At 48.8% G+C, this 14,616-nt stretch carries 15 protein-coding genes; 13 read left to right on the top strand and 2 right to left on the bottom strand.

Going from position 1 to position 14,616, the window contains the following annotated elements:
• Window positions 1-3: 3 nt before the first annotated feature.
• From urtC to RH89_RS28815, 11 genes are all read left to right on the top strand, one after another.
• On the top strand, window positions 4-1,152 hold the full coding sequence (gene urtC / locus RH89_RS17775) for an urea ABC transporter permease subunit UrtC (protein ID WP_004405055.1): 1,149 nt from the start codon (window positions 4-6) through the stop codon (window positions 1,150-1,152).
• On the top strand, window positions 1,152-1,973 hold the full coding sequence (urtD, locus tag RH89_RS17770; RefSeq protein ID WP_004405053.1) for an urea ABC transporter ATP-binding protein UrtD: 822 nt from the start codon (window positions 1,152-1,154) through the stop codon (window positions 1,971-1,973). The genes urtC and urtD overlap by 1 nt, the downstream gene beginning before the upstream one ends.
• Window positions 1,973-2,668 (top strand): urea ABC transporter ATP-binding subunit UrtE, encoded by a 696-nt coding sequence (urtE, locus tag RH89_RS17765; protein WP_004405051.1) that lies wholly within the window; start codon window positions 1,973-1,975, stop codon window positions 2,666-2,668. The genes urtD and urtE overlap by 1 nt, the downstream gene beginning before the upstream one ends.
• Window positions 2,665-3,588, top strand: coding sequence for an urease accessory protein UreD (locus RH89_RS17760; protein ID WP_004405049.1), 924 nt, complete (start codon window positions 2,665-2,667; stop codon window positions 3,586-3,588). The genes urtE and RH89_RS17760 overlap by 4 nt, the downstream gene beginning before the upstream one ends.
• Before the next feature lie 47 nt (window positions 3,589-3,635).
• Entirely contained in the window at window positions 3,636-4,265 is a 630-nt protein-coding gene (gene ureA, locus RH89_RS17755; protein WP_004405046.1) for an urease subunit gamma, read from the top strand.
• A 26-nt stretch (window positions 4,266-4,291) separates the two neighbouring features.
• Window positions 4,292-5,995, top strand: coding sequence for an urease subunit alpha (gene ureC, locus RH89_RS17750; protein WP_004405041.1), 1,704 nt, complete (start codon window positions 4,292-4,294; stop codon window positions 5,993-5,995).
• A 14-nt stretch (window positions 5,996-6,009) separates the two neighbouring features.
• Complete coding sequence (gene ureE / locus RH89_RS17745; protein WP_004405040.1) at window positions 6,010-6,462, top strand: urease accessory protein UreE; 453 nt, start codon at window positions 6,010-6,012, stop codon at window positions 6,460-6,462.
• A gap of 22 nt (window positions 6,463-6,484) precedes the next feature.
• Window positions 6,485-7,054: a HupE/UreJ family protein gene (locus RH89_RS17740; RefSeq protein WP_004405039.1), complete on the top strand. Its 570-nt coding sequence runs from the start codon at window positions 6,485-6,487 to the stop codon at window positions 7,052-7,054.
• Between the two features lie 9 nt (window positions 7,055-7,063).
• Window positions 7,064-7,741, top strand: coding sequence for an urease accessory protein UreF (locus RH89_RS17735; RefSeq protein ID WP_004405038.1), 678 nt, complete (start codon window positions 7,064-7,066; stop codon window positions 7,739-7,741).
• Between the two features lie 18 nt (window positions 7,742-7,759).
• Window positions 7,760-8,380 carry an urease accessory protein UreG gene (gene ureG / locus RH89_RS17730; protein ID WP_004405036.1) on the top strand — a complete coding sequence of 207 codons (621 nt, stop codon included), beginning with the start codon at window positions 7,760-7,762 and terminating at the stop codon, window positions 8,378-8,380.
• Window positions 8,381-8,557: 177 nt separating this feature from the next.
• Entirely contained in the window at window positions 8,558-10,606 is a 2,049-nt protein-coding gene (locus RH89_RS28815; RefSeq protein WP_004405033.1) for a PAS domain-containing protein, read from the top strand.
• A gap of 71 nt (window positions 10,607-10,677) precedes the next feature.
• Here the strand turns inward: RH89_RS28815 and bluB are convergent, their stop codons facing one another.
• Window positions 10,678-11,328 (bottom strand): 5,6-dimethylbenzimidazole synthase, encoded by a 651-nt coding sequence (gene bluB / locus RH89_RS17720; protein WP_004405030.1) that lies wholly within the window; start codon window positions 11,326-11,328, stop codon window positions 10,678-10,680.
• Between the two features lie 353 nt (window positions 11,329-11,681).
• Here bluB and RH89_RS17715 point away from each other — a divergent pair, with 353 nt between their 5' ends.
• Both RH89_RS17715 and RH89_RS17710 read left to right on the top strand, forming a co-directional pair.
• Window positions 11,682-12,590, top strand: a complete 909-nt coding sequence (locus RH89_RS17715; RefSeq protein WP_004405028.1) for a DMT family transporter — start codon at window positions 11,682-11,684, stop codon at window positions 12,588-12,590.
• Window positions 12,591-12,720: 130 nt separating this feature from the next.
• On the top strand, window positions 12,721-13,563 hold the full coding sequence (locus tag RH89_RS17710) for a pirin family protein (RefSeq protein WP_004405025.1): 843 nt from the start codon (window positions 12,721-12,723) through the stop codon (window positions 13,561-13,563).
• A gap of 49 nt (window positions 13,564-13,612) precedes the next feature.
• On the opposite strand, the gene RH89_RS17705 is transcribed toward RH89_RS17710, so the two are convergent.
• On the bottom strand, window positions 13,613-14,616 hold a 1,004-nt coding region (locus RH89_RS17705), incomplete at its 5' end, for a hypothetical protein (protein ID WP_004405021.1).

Here is a 14,616-nt window from a genome sequence, read left to right as displayed (position 1 = left end):
GTTATGTCTGCTACTTCAACACTCGCATCACGATCCGTCATCTTTCGTGCGTTACAGAACGACAAAGGTGGAAAAGCCACCTTGGGCATTATCGCGGCACTGCTGATACTGGTGCCGATAGGCAATCTTCTGATGCCTGTAGGTCATCCACTGCACATTGAAACCTTTACCGTTTCACTTATGGGGAAATACCTGAGTTATGCCCTGCTCGCACTGTCTGTCGATTTGGTCTGGGGTTATCTCGGAATCCTCAGTCTGGGGCATGGGGCATTTTTCGCGCTGGGTGGCTACGCCATGGGCATGTATCTGATGCGTCAAATTGGCGACCGAGGCGTGTACGGCGACCCGATTCTTGCCGACTTTATGGTGTTCCTCAACTGGCAGGAACTGCCCTGGTTCTGGCTCGGGTTTGATCAGTTCTGGTTTGCAGCTCTGATGGTCTTTTTCGTGCCGGGTGTACTGGCGTTTGTCTTCGGCTATCTTGCCTTTCGATCCCGTGTATCTGGTGTCTATCTGTCCATTATGACTCAGGCACTGACCTACGCGCTGATGCTGGCATTCTTCCGAAATGAAATGGGCTTTGGAGGCAACAACGGGCTCACCGATTTTAAAGACATTCTTGGCTTCAGCCTGCAAAGCGATGCGACCAAGCTGGCGTTGTTCCTTTGCACTGGTGTGGCGTTAATCGTCTGCTACCTGCTTTGCCGAACCATTATGGAAAGCCGATTGGGGCGCGTTTCATTAGCTATTCGTGATTCTGAGTCGCGTACCCGTTTTATGGGGTACGACGTCGATAACATCAAACTCGGAATCTTTGTTCTTTCCGCCATGATTGCAGGTCTGGCTGGTGCTTTGTATGTCCCCCAAGTGGGCATCATCAACCCCGGTGAATTCGCTCCACTGAACTCTATCGAAATCGTCATCTGGGTTGCCCTTGGGGGTCGCGCCACTTTGTATGGGGCGATCGTGGGTGCGATTTTGGTCAACTATGCCAAAAGCTGGTTCACCGTCGAGTTTCCCGAGATCTGGTTGTTTGCACTCGGTGGTTTATTTGTGCTGTCCACATTGTACTTACCCAAAGGTGTTGTGGGCTTGTTCTCGAACTTCCCTAAATGGAAACGAAGCCTTCCAGACAGTAAGGAGCACTCATAATGCTGACCTCAGAACTAGTCAAACGTGATCAGGTATTCAGCTTTATGAAGCCGAATATTCACCCACTGATCGATACCTCTCACAACATCCTGTTGTACCTCGAAGGCGTAAACAAAAGCTTTGACGGATTCAAAGCCATCAACGACCTAAACCTTTACATCAAGGAAGGCGAACTGCGCTGCATCATCGGTCCAAACGGTGCAGGGAAGACCACTATGATGGACATCATCACTGGCAAAACCCAACCCGATACCGGGCAAGTCTGGCTGGGATCTAACCTGAACCTGCTCAAGATGACCGAGGCGCAAATCGCCAACGCGGGGATTGGTCGCAAGTTCCAGAAGCCAACCGTAATTGAATGCTTAACCGTGTGGCAAAACCTTGAGCTCGCCATGTCTGGCGTTCGAAATCTTTGGAATACCTTTACCGCCAAGCTCTCTGGCGAGCAACAAAGTAAGCTGGAATCCGTGCTTGAGCTGATTCACCTGCACGATCAGGCGCATCTCGCGTCAGGAAATTTATCTCATGGTCAGAAACAGTGGCTAGAGATTGGAATGTTGCTGATGCAAAGCCCCAAGCTCTTACTGGTCGACGAACCGGTTGCAGGGATGACCCATCAGGAAATGGATCGCACTGCTGAATTACTCAATGGCTTGGCGGGCAAACATTCCGTGGTGGTAGTTGAACACGATATGGATTTCGTCCGCTCCATCGCTTCACACGTCACCGTGCTTCACCAAGGTCACGTGCTGGCAGAAGGCTCGATGGATAAGGTGCAGTCCGATCCCGTGGTGAAACAAGTCTATCTGGGGGAATCCTAATGTTAAAAGTCAAAAACATCGACCAGTATTACGGGGAAAGCCATACCTTGTGGGACTTGTCGCTCTCTATTCCCAAAGGGGAATGCACAGTGTTGATGGGTCGAAATGGCGTAGGAAAAAGCACCTTACTCGAATGCATCATGGGTCTAACACCCATTCGCAACGGAAACATTGTGTTGAATAGCCAGAATATTGAATCCCGTCCTGCCGAAGACAGACCACGACTGGGCGTGGGTTATGTTCCTCAAGGGCGACAAATTTTCCCAATGCTCACAGTGGAAGAAAACCTGTCCGTCGGATTGCCAATTCGCGACAAAACCGACAGAAAGATTCCGGATTTCATCTACGAAATTTTCCCTGTTCTGGAAGAAATGAAGCATCGCCGTGGCGGTGATTTATCGGGTGGTCAGCAACAACAACTCGCTATAGGACGCGCTTTAGTGGTGAACCCGGATCTTCTGATTCTGGATGAGCCAACGGAAGGCATCCAGCCGAATATTGTTCAGGAAATTGGCGACATCATCAAAATGCTGAACCAGAAGCTTGGGCTGACGGTGTTACTGGTTGAGCAAAAGCTACCCTTTGCCAGAAAGGTGGGAGACAGATTTACTTTGCTGGATCGCGGGCGAATTGTCGCGTCCGGGCAGATGGAAGAACTCAACGACCAGTTGATTGCGGAGTATCTGACAGTATGACCGCAGCACGAGATCTGGCTTCTTCTATTGAAGCCAACCAAATCGAATCCAACCAAATCGAAACCAATAAACAGTCTGGCTGGGAAGCCAGACTTAATCTGGAATTCAGCAATCCGAGCGGCTCAGCACAAGGTGGCAGAACGGTATTGAGCAAACGGGAGCAACGTGGACCGCTCGCCGTTCAACGCCCACTCTACCCCGAAGGCGGAATCTGTCATACCTACCTGCTGCATCCGCCGGGTGGTGTAGTCGGTGGCGACAGTCTGTCCATCTCCACTCAATCTCAAACAGGCGCTCACGCACTGGTGACTACCCCCGGCGCCACTAAGTTTTATCTGTCTGATGATCGTCTTGCAAAGCAAACCCTCAATTTGAAAGTCGAGAGTGGCGCTACGCTGGAATGGTTCCCACTGGAGAACATCTATTTCTCAGGTGCCATCGCTCACCTTGAAACACAAATCAACCTCGCCAGCGATGCCCGATTTATGGGCTGGGAAATGCACTCTTTTGGTCGTCCTGCACTGAATGAGGGATTCCTTAAGGGAAAAATCAGTGGTCGGACTCAGATACGGGTAGACGATTCCCCCCTCCTGATTGAAGGGCTGAACCTAAATGGTATGGATAAGCGCTTTTTTAACAGTGGGTTACAGCAATGCCCCACGATGGGATCGCTATACGTTTTCGGTGCATCACCAAACGCACTGGAGTTGGTACAGGGTTTGCTCCATCAGTTTGAAAAAGACCGCAGCTCAGAATCCGACCCCATCACCATTGCTGTCACAGTCGTGGATGGTTTGATGGTGGTTCGTGCCATCAGCAAGTGGACAGAATCCATGATGGACGCGTTCACTCAGGTACGCACCATGATTCGCGAGCAATGGGGGTTAAAAAATAACGCACCAAGGATTTGGGCGACATAGACATTTTCGCGCTTGCTAATTTGTGGGAAAAGGAAGAAGGGAAAAGAATGGAACTCACACCCAGAGAGAAAGACAAGCTCCTGATATTTTGCGCTGGCATACTCGCCAAACAACGCAAAGAGAAGGGGCTAAAACTGAATTACCCCGAGTCGGTTGCGTACATCAGTAGCGCTATTTTAGAAGGGGCAAGAGAAGGGAGAACCGTTTCTGAGCTGATGGATTTTGGGCGAACTTTGCTCACTTCCGACGAGGTGATGGAAGGCGTGCCTTCGATGATCCCAGACGTTCAGGTGGAAGCTACCTTTCCCGACGGCACCAAGCTGGTCACCGTGCATGAACCCATCACTCAAGGGGCAGCGTCCAGTCAGGACATCACACCCGGAGAACTTCAAACCCCAGAGGGGGATTTAGCCATCAACGCTGACCGAAACACCCTGTCGGTAAAGGTGCAGAATCATGGCGACAGACCGATTCAGGTCGGTTCGCATTATCACTTTTATGAAGTGAATGACGCGCTCCTGTTTGATCGCGAATCCACCAAAGGCTTTCGTCTCAATATCCCCGCGGGTACTGCAACACGATTCGAGCCGGGTCAGTCTCGCACGGTTGAGCTGGTTGAGTATTCCGGCGACAAAACCATCTATGGCTTTCAAGGGAAAGTCATGGGTCCCGTTTAAGTGATTCAACTAACAAGGATGTTCTGATGGCAAGTATTTCAAGACAAGCCTACGCAGAAATGTTTGGCCCTACGGTTGGCGACAGACTCAGGCTCGCCGACACGGATTTATGGCTTTCAGTAGAAAAAGACTTCACTCAATACGGGGATGAAGTGAAATTCGGCGGCGGTAAAGTTATTCGCGATGGCATGGGGCAAAGCCAGAGGCCTTCATCTGAAACCCCTGATCTGGTGATCACCAACGCGGTCGTCCTCGATTACTGGGGAATAGTGAAAGCCGATGTTGGGGTCAAAGATGGTCGCATCTGCGCCATAGGTAAAGCGGGCAACCCCGATATTCAGCCTAATGTGGACATCATTATTGGTCCTGGAACTGAGGTGATCGCAGGAGAAGGATCCATACTGACCGCAGGTGGCATCGATTCCCACATCCACTTTATCTGTCCACAACAAATCGAAGAAGCCTTGGCGTCCGGGGTGACCACCATGATTGGTGGTGGCACTGGGCCCGCCACAGGCACTAACGCGACAACCTGCACGCCCGGTCCGTGGAACATGCATCGCATGCTGCAAGCGTTAGATCCTTTTCCGATGAACTTTGGACTGCTTGGCAAGGGTAACGCCAGTCAACCAGAAGGACTACGCGAGCAAGTGACCGCAGGTGCTGTGGGGTTAAAACTCCACGAAGACTGGGGCACCACGCCTGCCTCGATTGATACCTGCCTGACGGTTGCAGAAGAGATGGATGTGCAGGTCGCGATTCATACCGACACACTCAACGAATCCGGCTTTGTGGAAGCCACACTCAACGCAATTGGTGACAGGGTGATTCACACTTACCACACAGAAGGGGCTGGAGGTGGTCACGCCCCCGATATTATCCGAGCGTGCGGGGAAGCCAATATTTTGCCCTCTTCCACCAACCCGACTCGACCTTACACCGTCAACACGGTGGATGAGCATTTAGACATGTTGATGGTTTGTCACCATCTTTCTCCCTCTATTGCAGAAGACGTGGCGTTCGCTGAGTCGCGAATTCGCCGAGAAACCATTGCTGCCGAAGACATCCTGCATGATCTTGGCGCGTTCTCCATGATCGCGTCCGATTCTCAGGCCATGGGTCGCGTTGGCGAAGTGATTACCCGAACCTGGCAAACCGCGCACAAAATGAAAGTGCAGCGCGGCACGTTAGACAAAGATACAGAGCACAGCGACAACTTTCGGCTCAAGCGCTATATCGCCAAATACACCATTAACCCGGCCATCACCCACGGGATGAGTCATGAGATTGGCTCGGTGGAAGTCGGGAAACTCGCGGATCTGGTGCTCTGGAAACCGCAATTCTTTGGCATCAAACCCAGTTTGATCATCAAAGGCGGCATGATCGCCATGGCACCGATGGGCGATCCGAATGCTTCCATCCCTACTCCGCAACCGGTGCATTATCGCTCCATGTTTGGCAGCTATGGGAAAGCAGCGAGCAGCACATCCATGCTGTTTGTTTCGCAGCAAGCAGCGGACGATGGTGTCGCTCAAAACATAGGTTTAACCAGCCAAATTGGTATTGCAAAAGCCTGCCGTTCCATTCGCAAAGTCGACATGAAGCTCAACGACTGGCAGCCAACGATTGAAGTGGATTCCCAAACCTATCAGGTGCGTGCCAACGGACAATTGTTGACTTGTGAACCTGCCAGTGTGCTGCCAATGGCGCAGCGTTACTTTTTATTCTGACAAGGAGCTTTGTTTTGATTGAACTGACTCAATTCAATGACTGCCATTCTGACTCACCAGACGGCTATCTGAGCCTGACCATAGAGAAACGCATCAAAAGCCGCCAGAAAGTGCAGCTGGATGACGGCTCAGAAGCGGGCTTGTTCGTGCCACGTGGATACACGCTACGCGATGGCATGCAACTAAAAAGTGAATGCGGAAAAGTGGTGGAAATCAAGGCGGCGCCTGAACCCGTTTCCACAATTTACTGTGAAGATGCCTTGCTGCTTGCTCGCATGGCGTATCACTTAGGCAACCGACATGTGCCACTTCAGGTCACTGCAGACTGGCTGCGCTACCAGCACGATCATGTACTGGACGACATGGTTGAAGGTTTGGGGGGAACAGTAACCTCTGAATTTGCGCCTTTCGAGCCTGAAGATGGGGCTTATGGCGGTACATCGGGTGGTCATCACCATCATCACTAGATCAATAAAAGGACTTATTCTTATGAAACGTATTTTTCTCGCTGCCATAACCCTGTCGGCCTCTCAGGGCGCTTTTGCTCACGTACTGCACGAACCTTCGATCTCGTTAAGCTCTGCGTTCTTCAGCGGACTGACGCACCCTGTTTTCGGGCTGGATCATTTGCTTATGCTTGCCGCTATCGGGCTGCTTATTGCTAAGCAATCCTCATTCGGTACTCAGCTCAAACTGATGGTGTTTGCCGTTTTAAGTCTGGGATTGGGTTTAGCGTTAGGTACTGCGATGGGTGGGTTTGCTGGCATGGAGATCGCAATTGCCACCTCTTTGCTTCTGTCGGGTTTCGCGCTTTGCTCTCCCATTCACCGTGACTCATTTTGGTCGAGTGCTGCTATTGCAGTTGGCTTGTGCCTGTTGTCTGTACACGGTTACGCCCACGGTGTTGAAGCCGTCGGTAATGTCTTCGCCTTTAGTCTGGGCATGATGGTCAGCGCGGCTTTGATTGTTACCGCATTCAGCAAAGTCGGCAGCACCGTATTCTCTCATTGGGCGGCGTGGGGCATTGCCGCAAGCAGCTTACTGGTTGCCCTGAATTAGAGACGTTTTATGCAGACAGGTTTCAACCAAAGCGTTGCCCCCTATAGGTTGTTTCAGCTTATCAGCCCTTCTCTTCCCATTGGCGGATTCACTTATTCGCAAGGAGTGGAATGGGCGGTAGAAGCGGGCTGGATAAGTGACAAAACGACCTTTATCAACTGGTTGGCAACGGTTCTGAATCATTCAATGACGACACTAGAACTGCCCATCATGAGACGCCTATATAACGCAATCGGAAAGGGGCAAACTGAACAAGTTGAATACTGGAACGCCTACTTGTATGCGTGCCGAGAAACTAGTGAACTACGCGCAGAAGAAAAGCAACGTGGGCATGCTCTATTCACACTGTTAACCAAGCTGAGTGTGACTCAGTCGATGCCAGAAACTCATCCAAATCAGCTTCATGGCTTTTGCCTTGCTGCTCACCACTGGGGTATTAGCGAAGAGGCGCTGTTGCAAGGATACCTCTGGAGCTGGGCAGAAAACATTGTGATGGCAGGCGTTAAGCTGATTCCGCTCGGCCAGACAGACGGTCAGGAAACGCTACTGGAAATTTCGTCGCTTTTCCCCGATGCCATAAAACGTTCAGAGGTCATTGCAGATGATGAAGTCTGCGCCTTTACGCCATCGCTCGCCATAGCCAGTGCCAAACATGAAACCCAATACACCCGGCTATTTCGCTCTTAAGAAACAGGATGAATCATCATGGAAAGTTACAAACAACCTTTAAGGATCGGAATCGGTGGTCCTGTCGGTTCTGGTAAAACAGCACTGCTCGAAGTGCTTTGCAAAACCATCCGAGACAAACTCAATATCGCGGTCGTCACCAACGATATTTATACTCAGGAAGACGCAAGAATTTTGACCGAAGCCGAAGCGCTGGCTCCAGACCGGATTATTGGTGTCGAAACGGGCGGATGCCCGCACACCGCTATCCGAGAAGACGCTTCCATGAATTTAGCGGCCGTTGATGAACTTGCCAAACGCCACCAAAACCTCGATGTAGTATTTGTGGAAAGCGGCGGCGACAACCTGAGCGCGACGTTCAGCCCAGAGCTTGCAGATCTGACCATCTATGTCATCGATGTCGCCGAAGGTGAAAAAATCCCACGCAAAGGAGGACCCGGTATTACCCGCTCCGATTTACTGGTGATCAACAAAATCGATCTCGCTCCCCATGTTGGGGCTTCACTGGAAGTGATGGACAGAGACACGGCTCGAATGCGCTCGACCAAACCTTATGTATTTACTAATCTGAAGAAGGGAGTCGGCTTAGATACCATTATCGATTTCATTATCACCGAAGGGATGCTCACTACTCATTAGCACTCTCGGCTCTCGTTGCTCTTACGAGAGCCACCCCCACCTTCTCAAAAGTGAATAGGGTCGCCACCTTTAAAATATTTGAGCCGTTTGTATAACCTCCATTCGTCTACTAAATTTTAGGGATAAGGATAAATCTCGGATTGGTTCGTTTTGAACCTTTGGGAATTGAGGGACGATATGCCGCTAAAAGCCACGGATTCCGTAGACAGCTCAATGAGCTTTTCTCTCCTGTCCAGTATTTTTCATAGTATCCCCATCATGGTTGCCGTTTTGGATAACGATTTGCGCTATATCGTTGTCAGCCAGCAATATCTCGACTTTATCCGCTCCACAAGCGACAAAGTACTCAACAAAACAGTCAAAGAAGCATTGCCCCCTCCTGTTTATGCCAACGCAGCGCCACTTCTTGAGCGGGCGTTAGCTGGGGAATCTATTAGCTTTGAAATCGAGCTTCCTACAGAAACCGAAAACAAACGCTTTATCAGTATTCAATACCAGCCAAGATTAAATGCCGAAGGAGAACAGGTCGGCGTATTGATGAGCGGCATCGAAATCACCTCCCTTAAGAAATCAGAAGAAGAAAAAAGACGCGTTCAGCATTATCTGAATACCACCTTCAACTCCATCGGGCACGGTATCGCAATTGTAAACGACGACAAAGAAATGGTTTCCAGCAATCCGCCGTTCGAGAGAATTGTTGGTGAAAGGTTCAGTGAGATCGACACTCTGTTGCAAGACCACCCGTTTGGGATGATTGACTGCCTGTGCGATTTGGGCTGGCGTCGATGCCCAGAATTCAGTCAGTTTGTGTCTGGCAGTGCCTCTTCCGAAGTGTTTGAACCCCATTCCTTGCTGGTTAAAAACAATATTTTTATTGGCTACAAAGAGCTGGAGCTTGAAGGCGGTGGTCGCTGCTATGTGTTTACAGACGTGACCGAGCAGATTAAAGACAAACAAAACCTGACGCAGCAAATGCAGTACAACGCGACCATTGTCGATAATTCACCAAACTTGCTTTGCATGATCGACAGATTGGAATTCACGATTTTGATGGTGAATGCTCAGGCGCTGGATCGAATAGGCAAAACAGAAGATGAGGTTATCAACCAGTACTGGTTCCGAGTGTTTGCTTATGGGTTCTGGAATCTGGAAGAAGAGAACCAGATGATCGTCAATCTACCGAGCGATCAAGTGGTGGTGTCCACCAAAGACCGTAATGGCGAACCCATGACCATTCAGTGGCGCTTCGTTGAACTGGATGATCAATCAAACCGGGTACTCTGTTTTGGTGACGACGTCACGCAGCTTAGTCAGGCACAACAACAACTGGAAACGCTAAACCACAGTTTGGAAGAAAAAGTACGTGAGCGAACTCAGTCTCTGGAAACCGCAAATGAAGAATTGCAATTCACACTCAAGAAGCTGCAGGAAGCACAGCAAAGTTTGGTGGAAGCAGAGAAAATGGCGTCATTAGGTGGATTGGTTGGTGGCGTTGCCCATGAAATCAATACACCTCTTGGAATCAGTGTTACCGCCACCAGCTTTTTGGAGGAAAACGTTGACGCTCTGAGCAAAGGATTTGAAACAGGTAACCTGTCTAAAGCTCTGTTCTCCAAAACATTAACGTCTCTCAAGCAGTCGACTGAAATATTGGTGACCAACCTGCAAAGGGCTGAGAAACTGGTGTGCAGCTTCAAGGAAGTCGCAGTGGATCAAACCAGTCAGACCGCTTACCAATTTAATATGCGGGAAATCATCGACAAACTGCTCTTATCACTGTCGCATGAAATTCGTGTTGCCAAAGTTACCATCAATCTGGAATGTGCCAGTAACATCGAACTGGAAAGCTACCCAAGCTCGTATATTCAGATTTTTACCAACCTGATCACCAACAGCATCCGACATGGATTTGATCAGTGGGATGGTGAACGCAACATCTACATAGACATTCAAACTGATATGGACAACCTGTACATTGTGTATCGGGATACGGGTAAAGGGGTCCATGAATCAGTACGCGAGAAAATCTTTGAGCCCTTTGTTACCACCAAGCGAGGTGGAGGCGGCAGCGGCTTAGGTGCCAACATCATCTACAATATGGTGGTTCAGTTGCTCAAAGGGAATGTCCAGTGTGTTGCCGAAGAAAACCAAGGTGCGTGTTTTAAGATTCAGGTTCCGCTTGATCTGAATATTGAAGAGCAAGACGGCATGGCAAACGCGGGATAGTATCCGATTTTATCTCCTATCAAAGCGCGGACATTCCCGCGCTCTTTGTTTGGAGCCATCCTAAAACAATTTTAGCTTTTAGTTTGGAACTGCTCATGATGTATCACAGATTCCAGACTGCTTCTGGGTAACCACCCTGCGGTCTCCAGCTCTGGTTTGTCTTTGAATTTCTCCACAAAACCAATGCATAGGTAAGCGATGATCGCCTTGCTCTCGGGTATGTTAAGCGTTTCTCGCAAAGCCTGATCATTGAGTATGCTCACCCAACCTACTCCTAGGTTTTCTGCCCGAGCTGCCAGCCACAAATTCTGGACTGCACACACCGTACTATAGAGATCCATCTCTGGTTTGACTGTCCGACCAATCACCACAGGGCCGTTGCGCTCCCGGTCACAAGTCACACAGATCCCCATTGGCGCTTCTTCAATACCCTCCAGTTTGAACGTTCGGTACTGTTCTTGTTTCTCTTCTTTAAACAACTCGGCTGAATAGGCGTTCGCTTCTTCGAAGTCTCGCTTAATTGCAGCTCGCGTCTCAGCACTTTTTACCAGAATGAAATCCCATGGCTGAGAGAAACCCACGCTTGGCGCGTGATGTGCCGCAGTCAGCACTCGCATTAATGTCTCTTCTGGGATGGGGTCTGGTTTGAAATCTCTTCGAACGTCCCGGCGGCAAAAAATCGTTTTGTAAACGGCTTCCCGTTCTTCTTTATTAATATTCATCGGTAATCACCTGTTCTAAGTAAACGCATCAACATCACTCAAAGTGTTTTGTGCAAATACATACTAGCGAGAATACAAAAATGCTTCTGTGTTCATTGCACCATCTTTACTGTGCAACAAGTTAATTGGAGTTTCATCCCCTCAAAAGAAAACGCTTGCGTTTGGTTAACGCCTTGGTTAGGTTAAAAGTTCATCACGAATTGAGATTCTTATGAATACCTTCATCCTATCACTCTGGCTTCTCAAACTTATGCCATTCAGTCGGTAGGATTCTCTATTTCCGGCTGTGAGTGATGCAGCCGGAGTCAATGCCATTTCTCACAGCCGATGTTCAAAAACAAAGGAAGTGAATAATGAGCGACACAGCGGCAGCAAAATCCTCTTCAACCCAGTATCGGCAAGGCGTAATGTTCGCGTTGGCGGGTACCGTTATGTTTTCAGTCAAACCCGTTTTCATCAAACTGGCTTACGAATATGGTGGCGATGCCACTTCTATCATGAGTCTTCGTGCGCTTAGCTCACTTCCTCTCTACATCGCAATTCTGTTCTGGCTATGCCGCAGCCAGGAATCGCGTACATCGCTCCGCACATATGGCTGGCAAGCCGCTCTTGTGGGTATCCTCGGTTATTACTTCGCCGCCTTACTGGATATTCTGGCTCTGGAACATATTTCAGCCCAGCTGGAACGCTTGGTGATTTTCCTGTTTCCGTCTTTTGTGGTTGCCATCAGTTGGATATTTATGAAAGAGAAACCCAAACCCGGAACGATAACAGCCATCCTTCTTGGGTACCTTGGTGTGGCTTTCATCGTGTCGCATGACATGCAGCAGCTTGGAGAAAAGGTTTGGTTGGGCAGCCTGATGGCGGCAGGCTCTGCACTTATCTTTGCCGTTTACCTGGTGTTAAGTAAAAGAATCATTGGAAAAATGGGGAGCCAGCTGTTTAACAGTGTCGGCATGGCGAGTGCAGGGTTAGCGATTATGGGGCAGCACGTCTACCACGGTATTGAGCTCGGTGCTTTGTCACCTCAGTTAATCGCTCTTGGGATTGCCTTAGGGGTGTTCTGTACCGTCGTACCTTCGTATTTTATGGCGGCGGCTATGGCTCGGCTGACACCGTCGGTTTTAAGCATTACCAGCAATATTGGCCCCTCAATCACCGCCTTGTTTGCCATCACCATTCTTAACGAAGCGTTCACTGTGTATCACGCGATTGGCATGATATTGGTGGTTTTCTCTGTCTGGCGAATCAACAGGAAGTAATCGTGCCATGAATAATTAGGGTTTCGATCATTCGAATTTTTCGAACAAGACTCTCGAAGTCTTGCTATCTTCTTGAAGGAGTTGTCGCCTTATACTGAGTCCATTAATCACAGTTCATATGAGGTGAGATATGTCCACTAGAGAAATTCGTCAGATCATTCCTTCTCAGGCAACGTCTGATGGAGATGGAGTAAAAATTCGCCGTATCGCCGGTTTCAATAACCAGGCTTTTTCACCATTCCTAATGGTTGATGAACTGAAATCGGATGATAAAAAAGATTATGTGGGTGGGTTTCCTCCTCACCCACATCGCGGCATCGAAACATTAACCTATATGATGGAAGGTCATTTCCAGCATCGAGATCATATGGGAAATGTGGGCGAATTAAGAAGCGGAGGTGCTCAATGGATGGCAGCGGGTCGCGGTGTGATTCACAGCGAAATGCCGATCATGGAAGAGGGCAATCTGCACGGTTTTCAAATATGGATTAACCAGCCATCCAAAGACAAAATGAAGCCCGCTCAGTACTTCGACTTTCAGCCAGAAATGGTGACGGAAAACCTAGTCGGAAGCAGCTTAATTCGCCTATTGGCTGGGTCGCTAACGGTTGATGGCAAAAGGCTAGAAGGTCCACTGAACAAAACTGGCGTGCCTGCAACAGTGGCAGATTGGCGAGCACCAGACACAGCAAATGTAACGCTGACCACTCCATCGGAGTTCAACATGATGGTTTACGCTTATAAAGGTAACATCACCGTTGGTGACCGCGACCTCAAGCAAGGTCACATGGCTTTGTTATCTGCTGGAGAAAGCGTAGAGCTGAAATCACAAGGCGATTCCGGAGTGCTGATATTCGCGGGTCAGCCCATCAATGAGCCGATTGTTCATTACGGACCGTTTGTAATGAATTCGATGGAAGAAATTGAGCAGACCATACGCGACTATCAGTCAGGTCTGTTTGACACTTACTGAGTCGATTTATCTGAGTGTTGGATAACCAACACTCAGATTTACAGCAGGACTAGGCTCTCAAATATTCACTATACAGAAAATCAATCTGGTTTCTGTCACCGTTTTTAGAGATGGTCACGACACAACTGAATTCCGCACTATTCATACTAGAAAATCGAGGTTTTCTAGGGTCTTCCACCAGCTCAGTTACGGTATATGACGCCTGATTGGCATTAGGAATCAACTGACCATTCATTCGCCACTGATAAGACTCCACTTTTTCACCATCTTTCAACTCACTGTCAGCGTTTACTGATAATGTGTCGCCTACCGCAGGCGTTCCGGTAATTAGTAATAAAGGACGACCTTGGCGAAATGGTTTACTGCTTAATCTAGGCGCATCAATAATCTGATGATTTATGGTCGACAGAACTTCTTCAACAACAGGCTGGTTATTTCCATCTTTAATGATGTCACCGTTACTGTCTCTGGCATATCTGACATAATCACCTAATACATCTGAATTGCCTCGCAGATATACATCGCTAATGGTGTTGTCGAATGAAAGATTATTGACGATTTCACCAGTCCAGGGAACGCGGACACTGGCGCACCACCTAACCGCAGAGACACGATTGTGATTGATCAATATATCGAAACGCCGGCGTTCATTTTCTCGATCATTGGTATTCCCAAGATCATAGCCTGAAATCAGAATACCTGAAGCCATCCCTAAGTGACCTCCAATGGTGTTATCGTAGATACTAATAGAGCGTGATACATGTTTAGCCGCGACACCTATGCCAAACGTACTCGAAAGGGCTGGATGATCGGCTCGTATTCCGCCTGAATGTACATAGATGTTACGACAGGTACCGTTACGACCTCCAAGACCAATACCAAAAAACTTGCCGCCAAATATACAGTTCTCAACCAGATAATAATTGGCTTCAATAGACATTGAACCCTTTAGGTTCTCTGATTCGAAAGATTGCATACAGACACAATCGTGTACCCAAATGTCATAAGATCGTCCACTCAAACCATCACTTTCTTCAGAAAACTGAATGCAAT

Source organism: Vibrio nigripulchritudo ATCC 27043, assembly GCF_000222685.1.
Taxonomy (GTDB): domain Bacteria; phylum Pseudomonadota; class Gammaproteobacteria; order Enterobacterales; family Vibrionaceae; genus Vibrio; species Vibrio nigripulchritudo.
The sequence above is the reverse complement of the archived record's forward strand: the minus strand, read 5'-3'. Positions and strand labels throughout refer to the sequence as shown.

Coding starts and splice junctions, on each gene's coding strand:
- urtC (WP_004405055.1), top strand. CDS start 4: ATGTCTGCTACTTCAACACTCGCATCACGATCCGTCATCTTTCGTGCG.
- urtD (WP_004405053.1), top strand. CDS start 1,152: ATGCTGACCTCAGAACTAGTCAAACGTGATCAGGTATTCAGCTTTATG.
- urtE (WP_004405051.1), top strand. CDS start 1,973: ATGTTAAAAGTCAAAAACATCGACCAGTATTACGGGGAAAGCCATACC.
- RH89_RS17760 (WP_004405049.1), top strand. CDS start 2,665: ATGACCGCAGCACGAGATCTGGCTTCTTCTATTGAAGCCAACCAAATC.
- ureA (WP_004405046.1), top strand. CDS start 3,636: ATGGAACTCACACCCAGAGAGAAAGACAAGCTCCTGATATTTTGCGCT.
- ureC (WP_004405041.1), top strand. CDS start 4,292: ATGGCAAGTATTTCAAGACAAGCCTACGCAGAAATGTTTGGCCCTACG.
- RH89_RS17740 (WP_004405039.1), top strand. CDS start 6,485: ATGAAACGTATTTTTCTCGCTGCCATAACCCTGTCGGCCTCTCAGGGC.
- RH89_RS17735 (WP_004405038.1), top strand. CDS start 7,064: ATGCAGACAGGTTTCAACCAAAGCGTTGCCCCCTATAGGTTGTTTCAG.
- ureG (WP_004405036.1), top strand. CDS start 7,760: ATGGAAAGTTACAAACAACCTTTAAGGATCGGAATCGGTGGTCCTGTC.
- RH89_RS28815 (WP_004405033.1), top strand. CDS start 8,558: ATGCCGCTAAAAGCCACGGATTCCGTAGACAGCTCAATGAGCTTTTCT.
- bluB (WP_004405030.1), bottom strand. CDS start 11,328: ATGAATATTAATAAAGAAGAACGGGAAGCCGTTTACAAAACGATTTTT.
- RH89_RS17715 (WP_004405028.1), top strand. CDS start 11,682: ATGAGCGACACAGCGGCAGCAAAATCCTCTTCAACCCAGTATCGGCAA.
- RH89_RS17710 (WP_004405025.1), top strand. CDS start 12,721: ATGTCCACTAGAGAAATTCGTCAGATCATTCCTTCTCAGGCAACGTCT.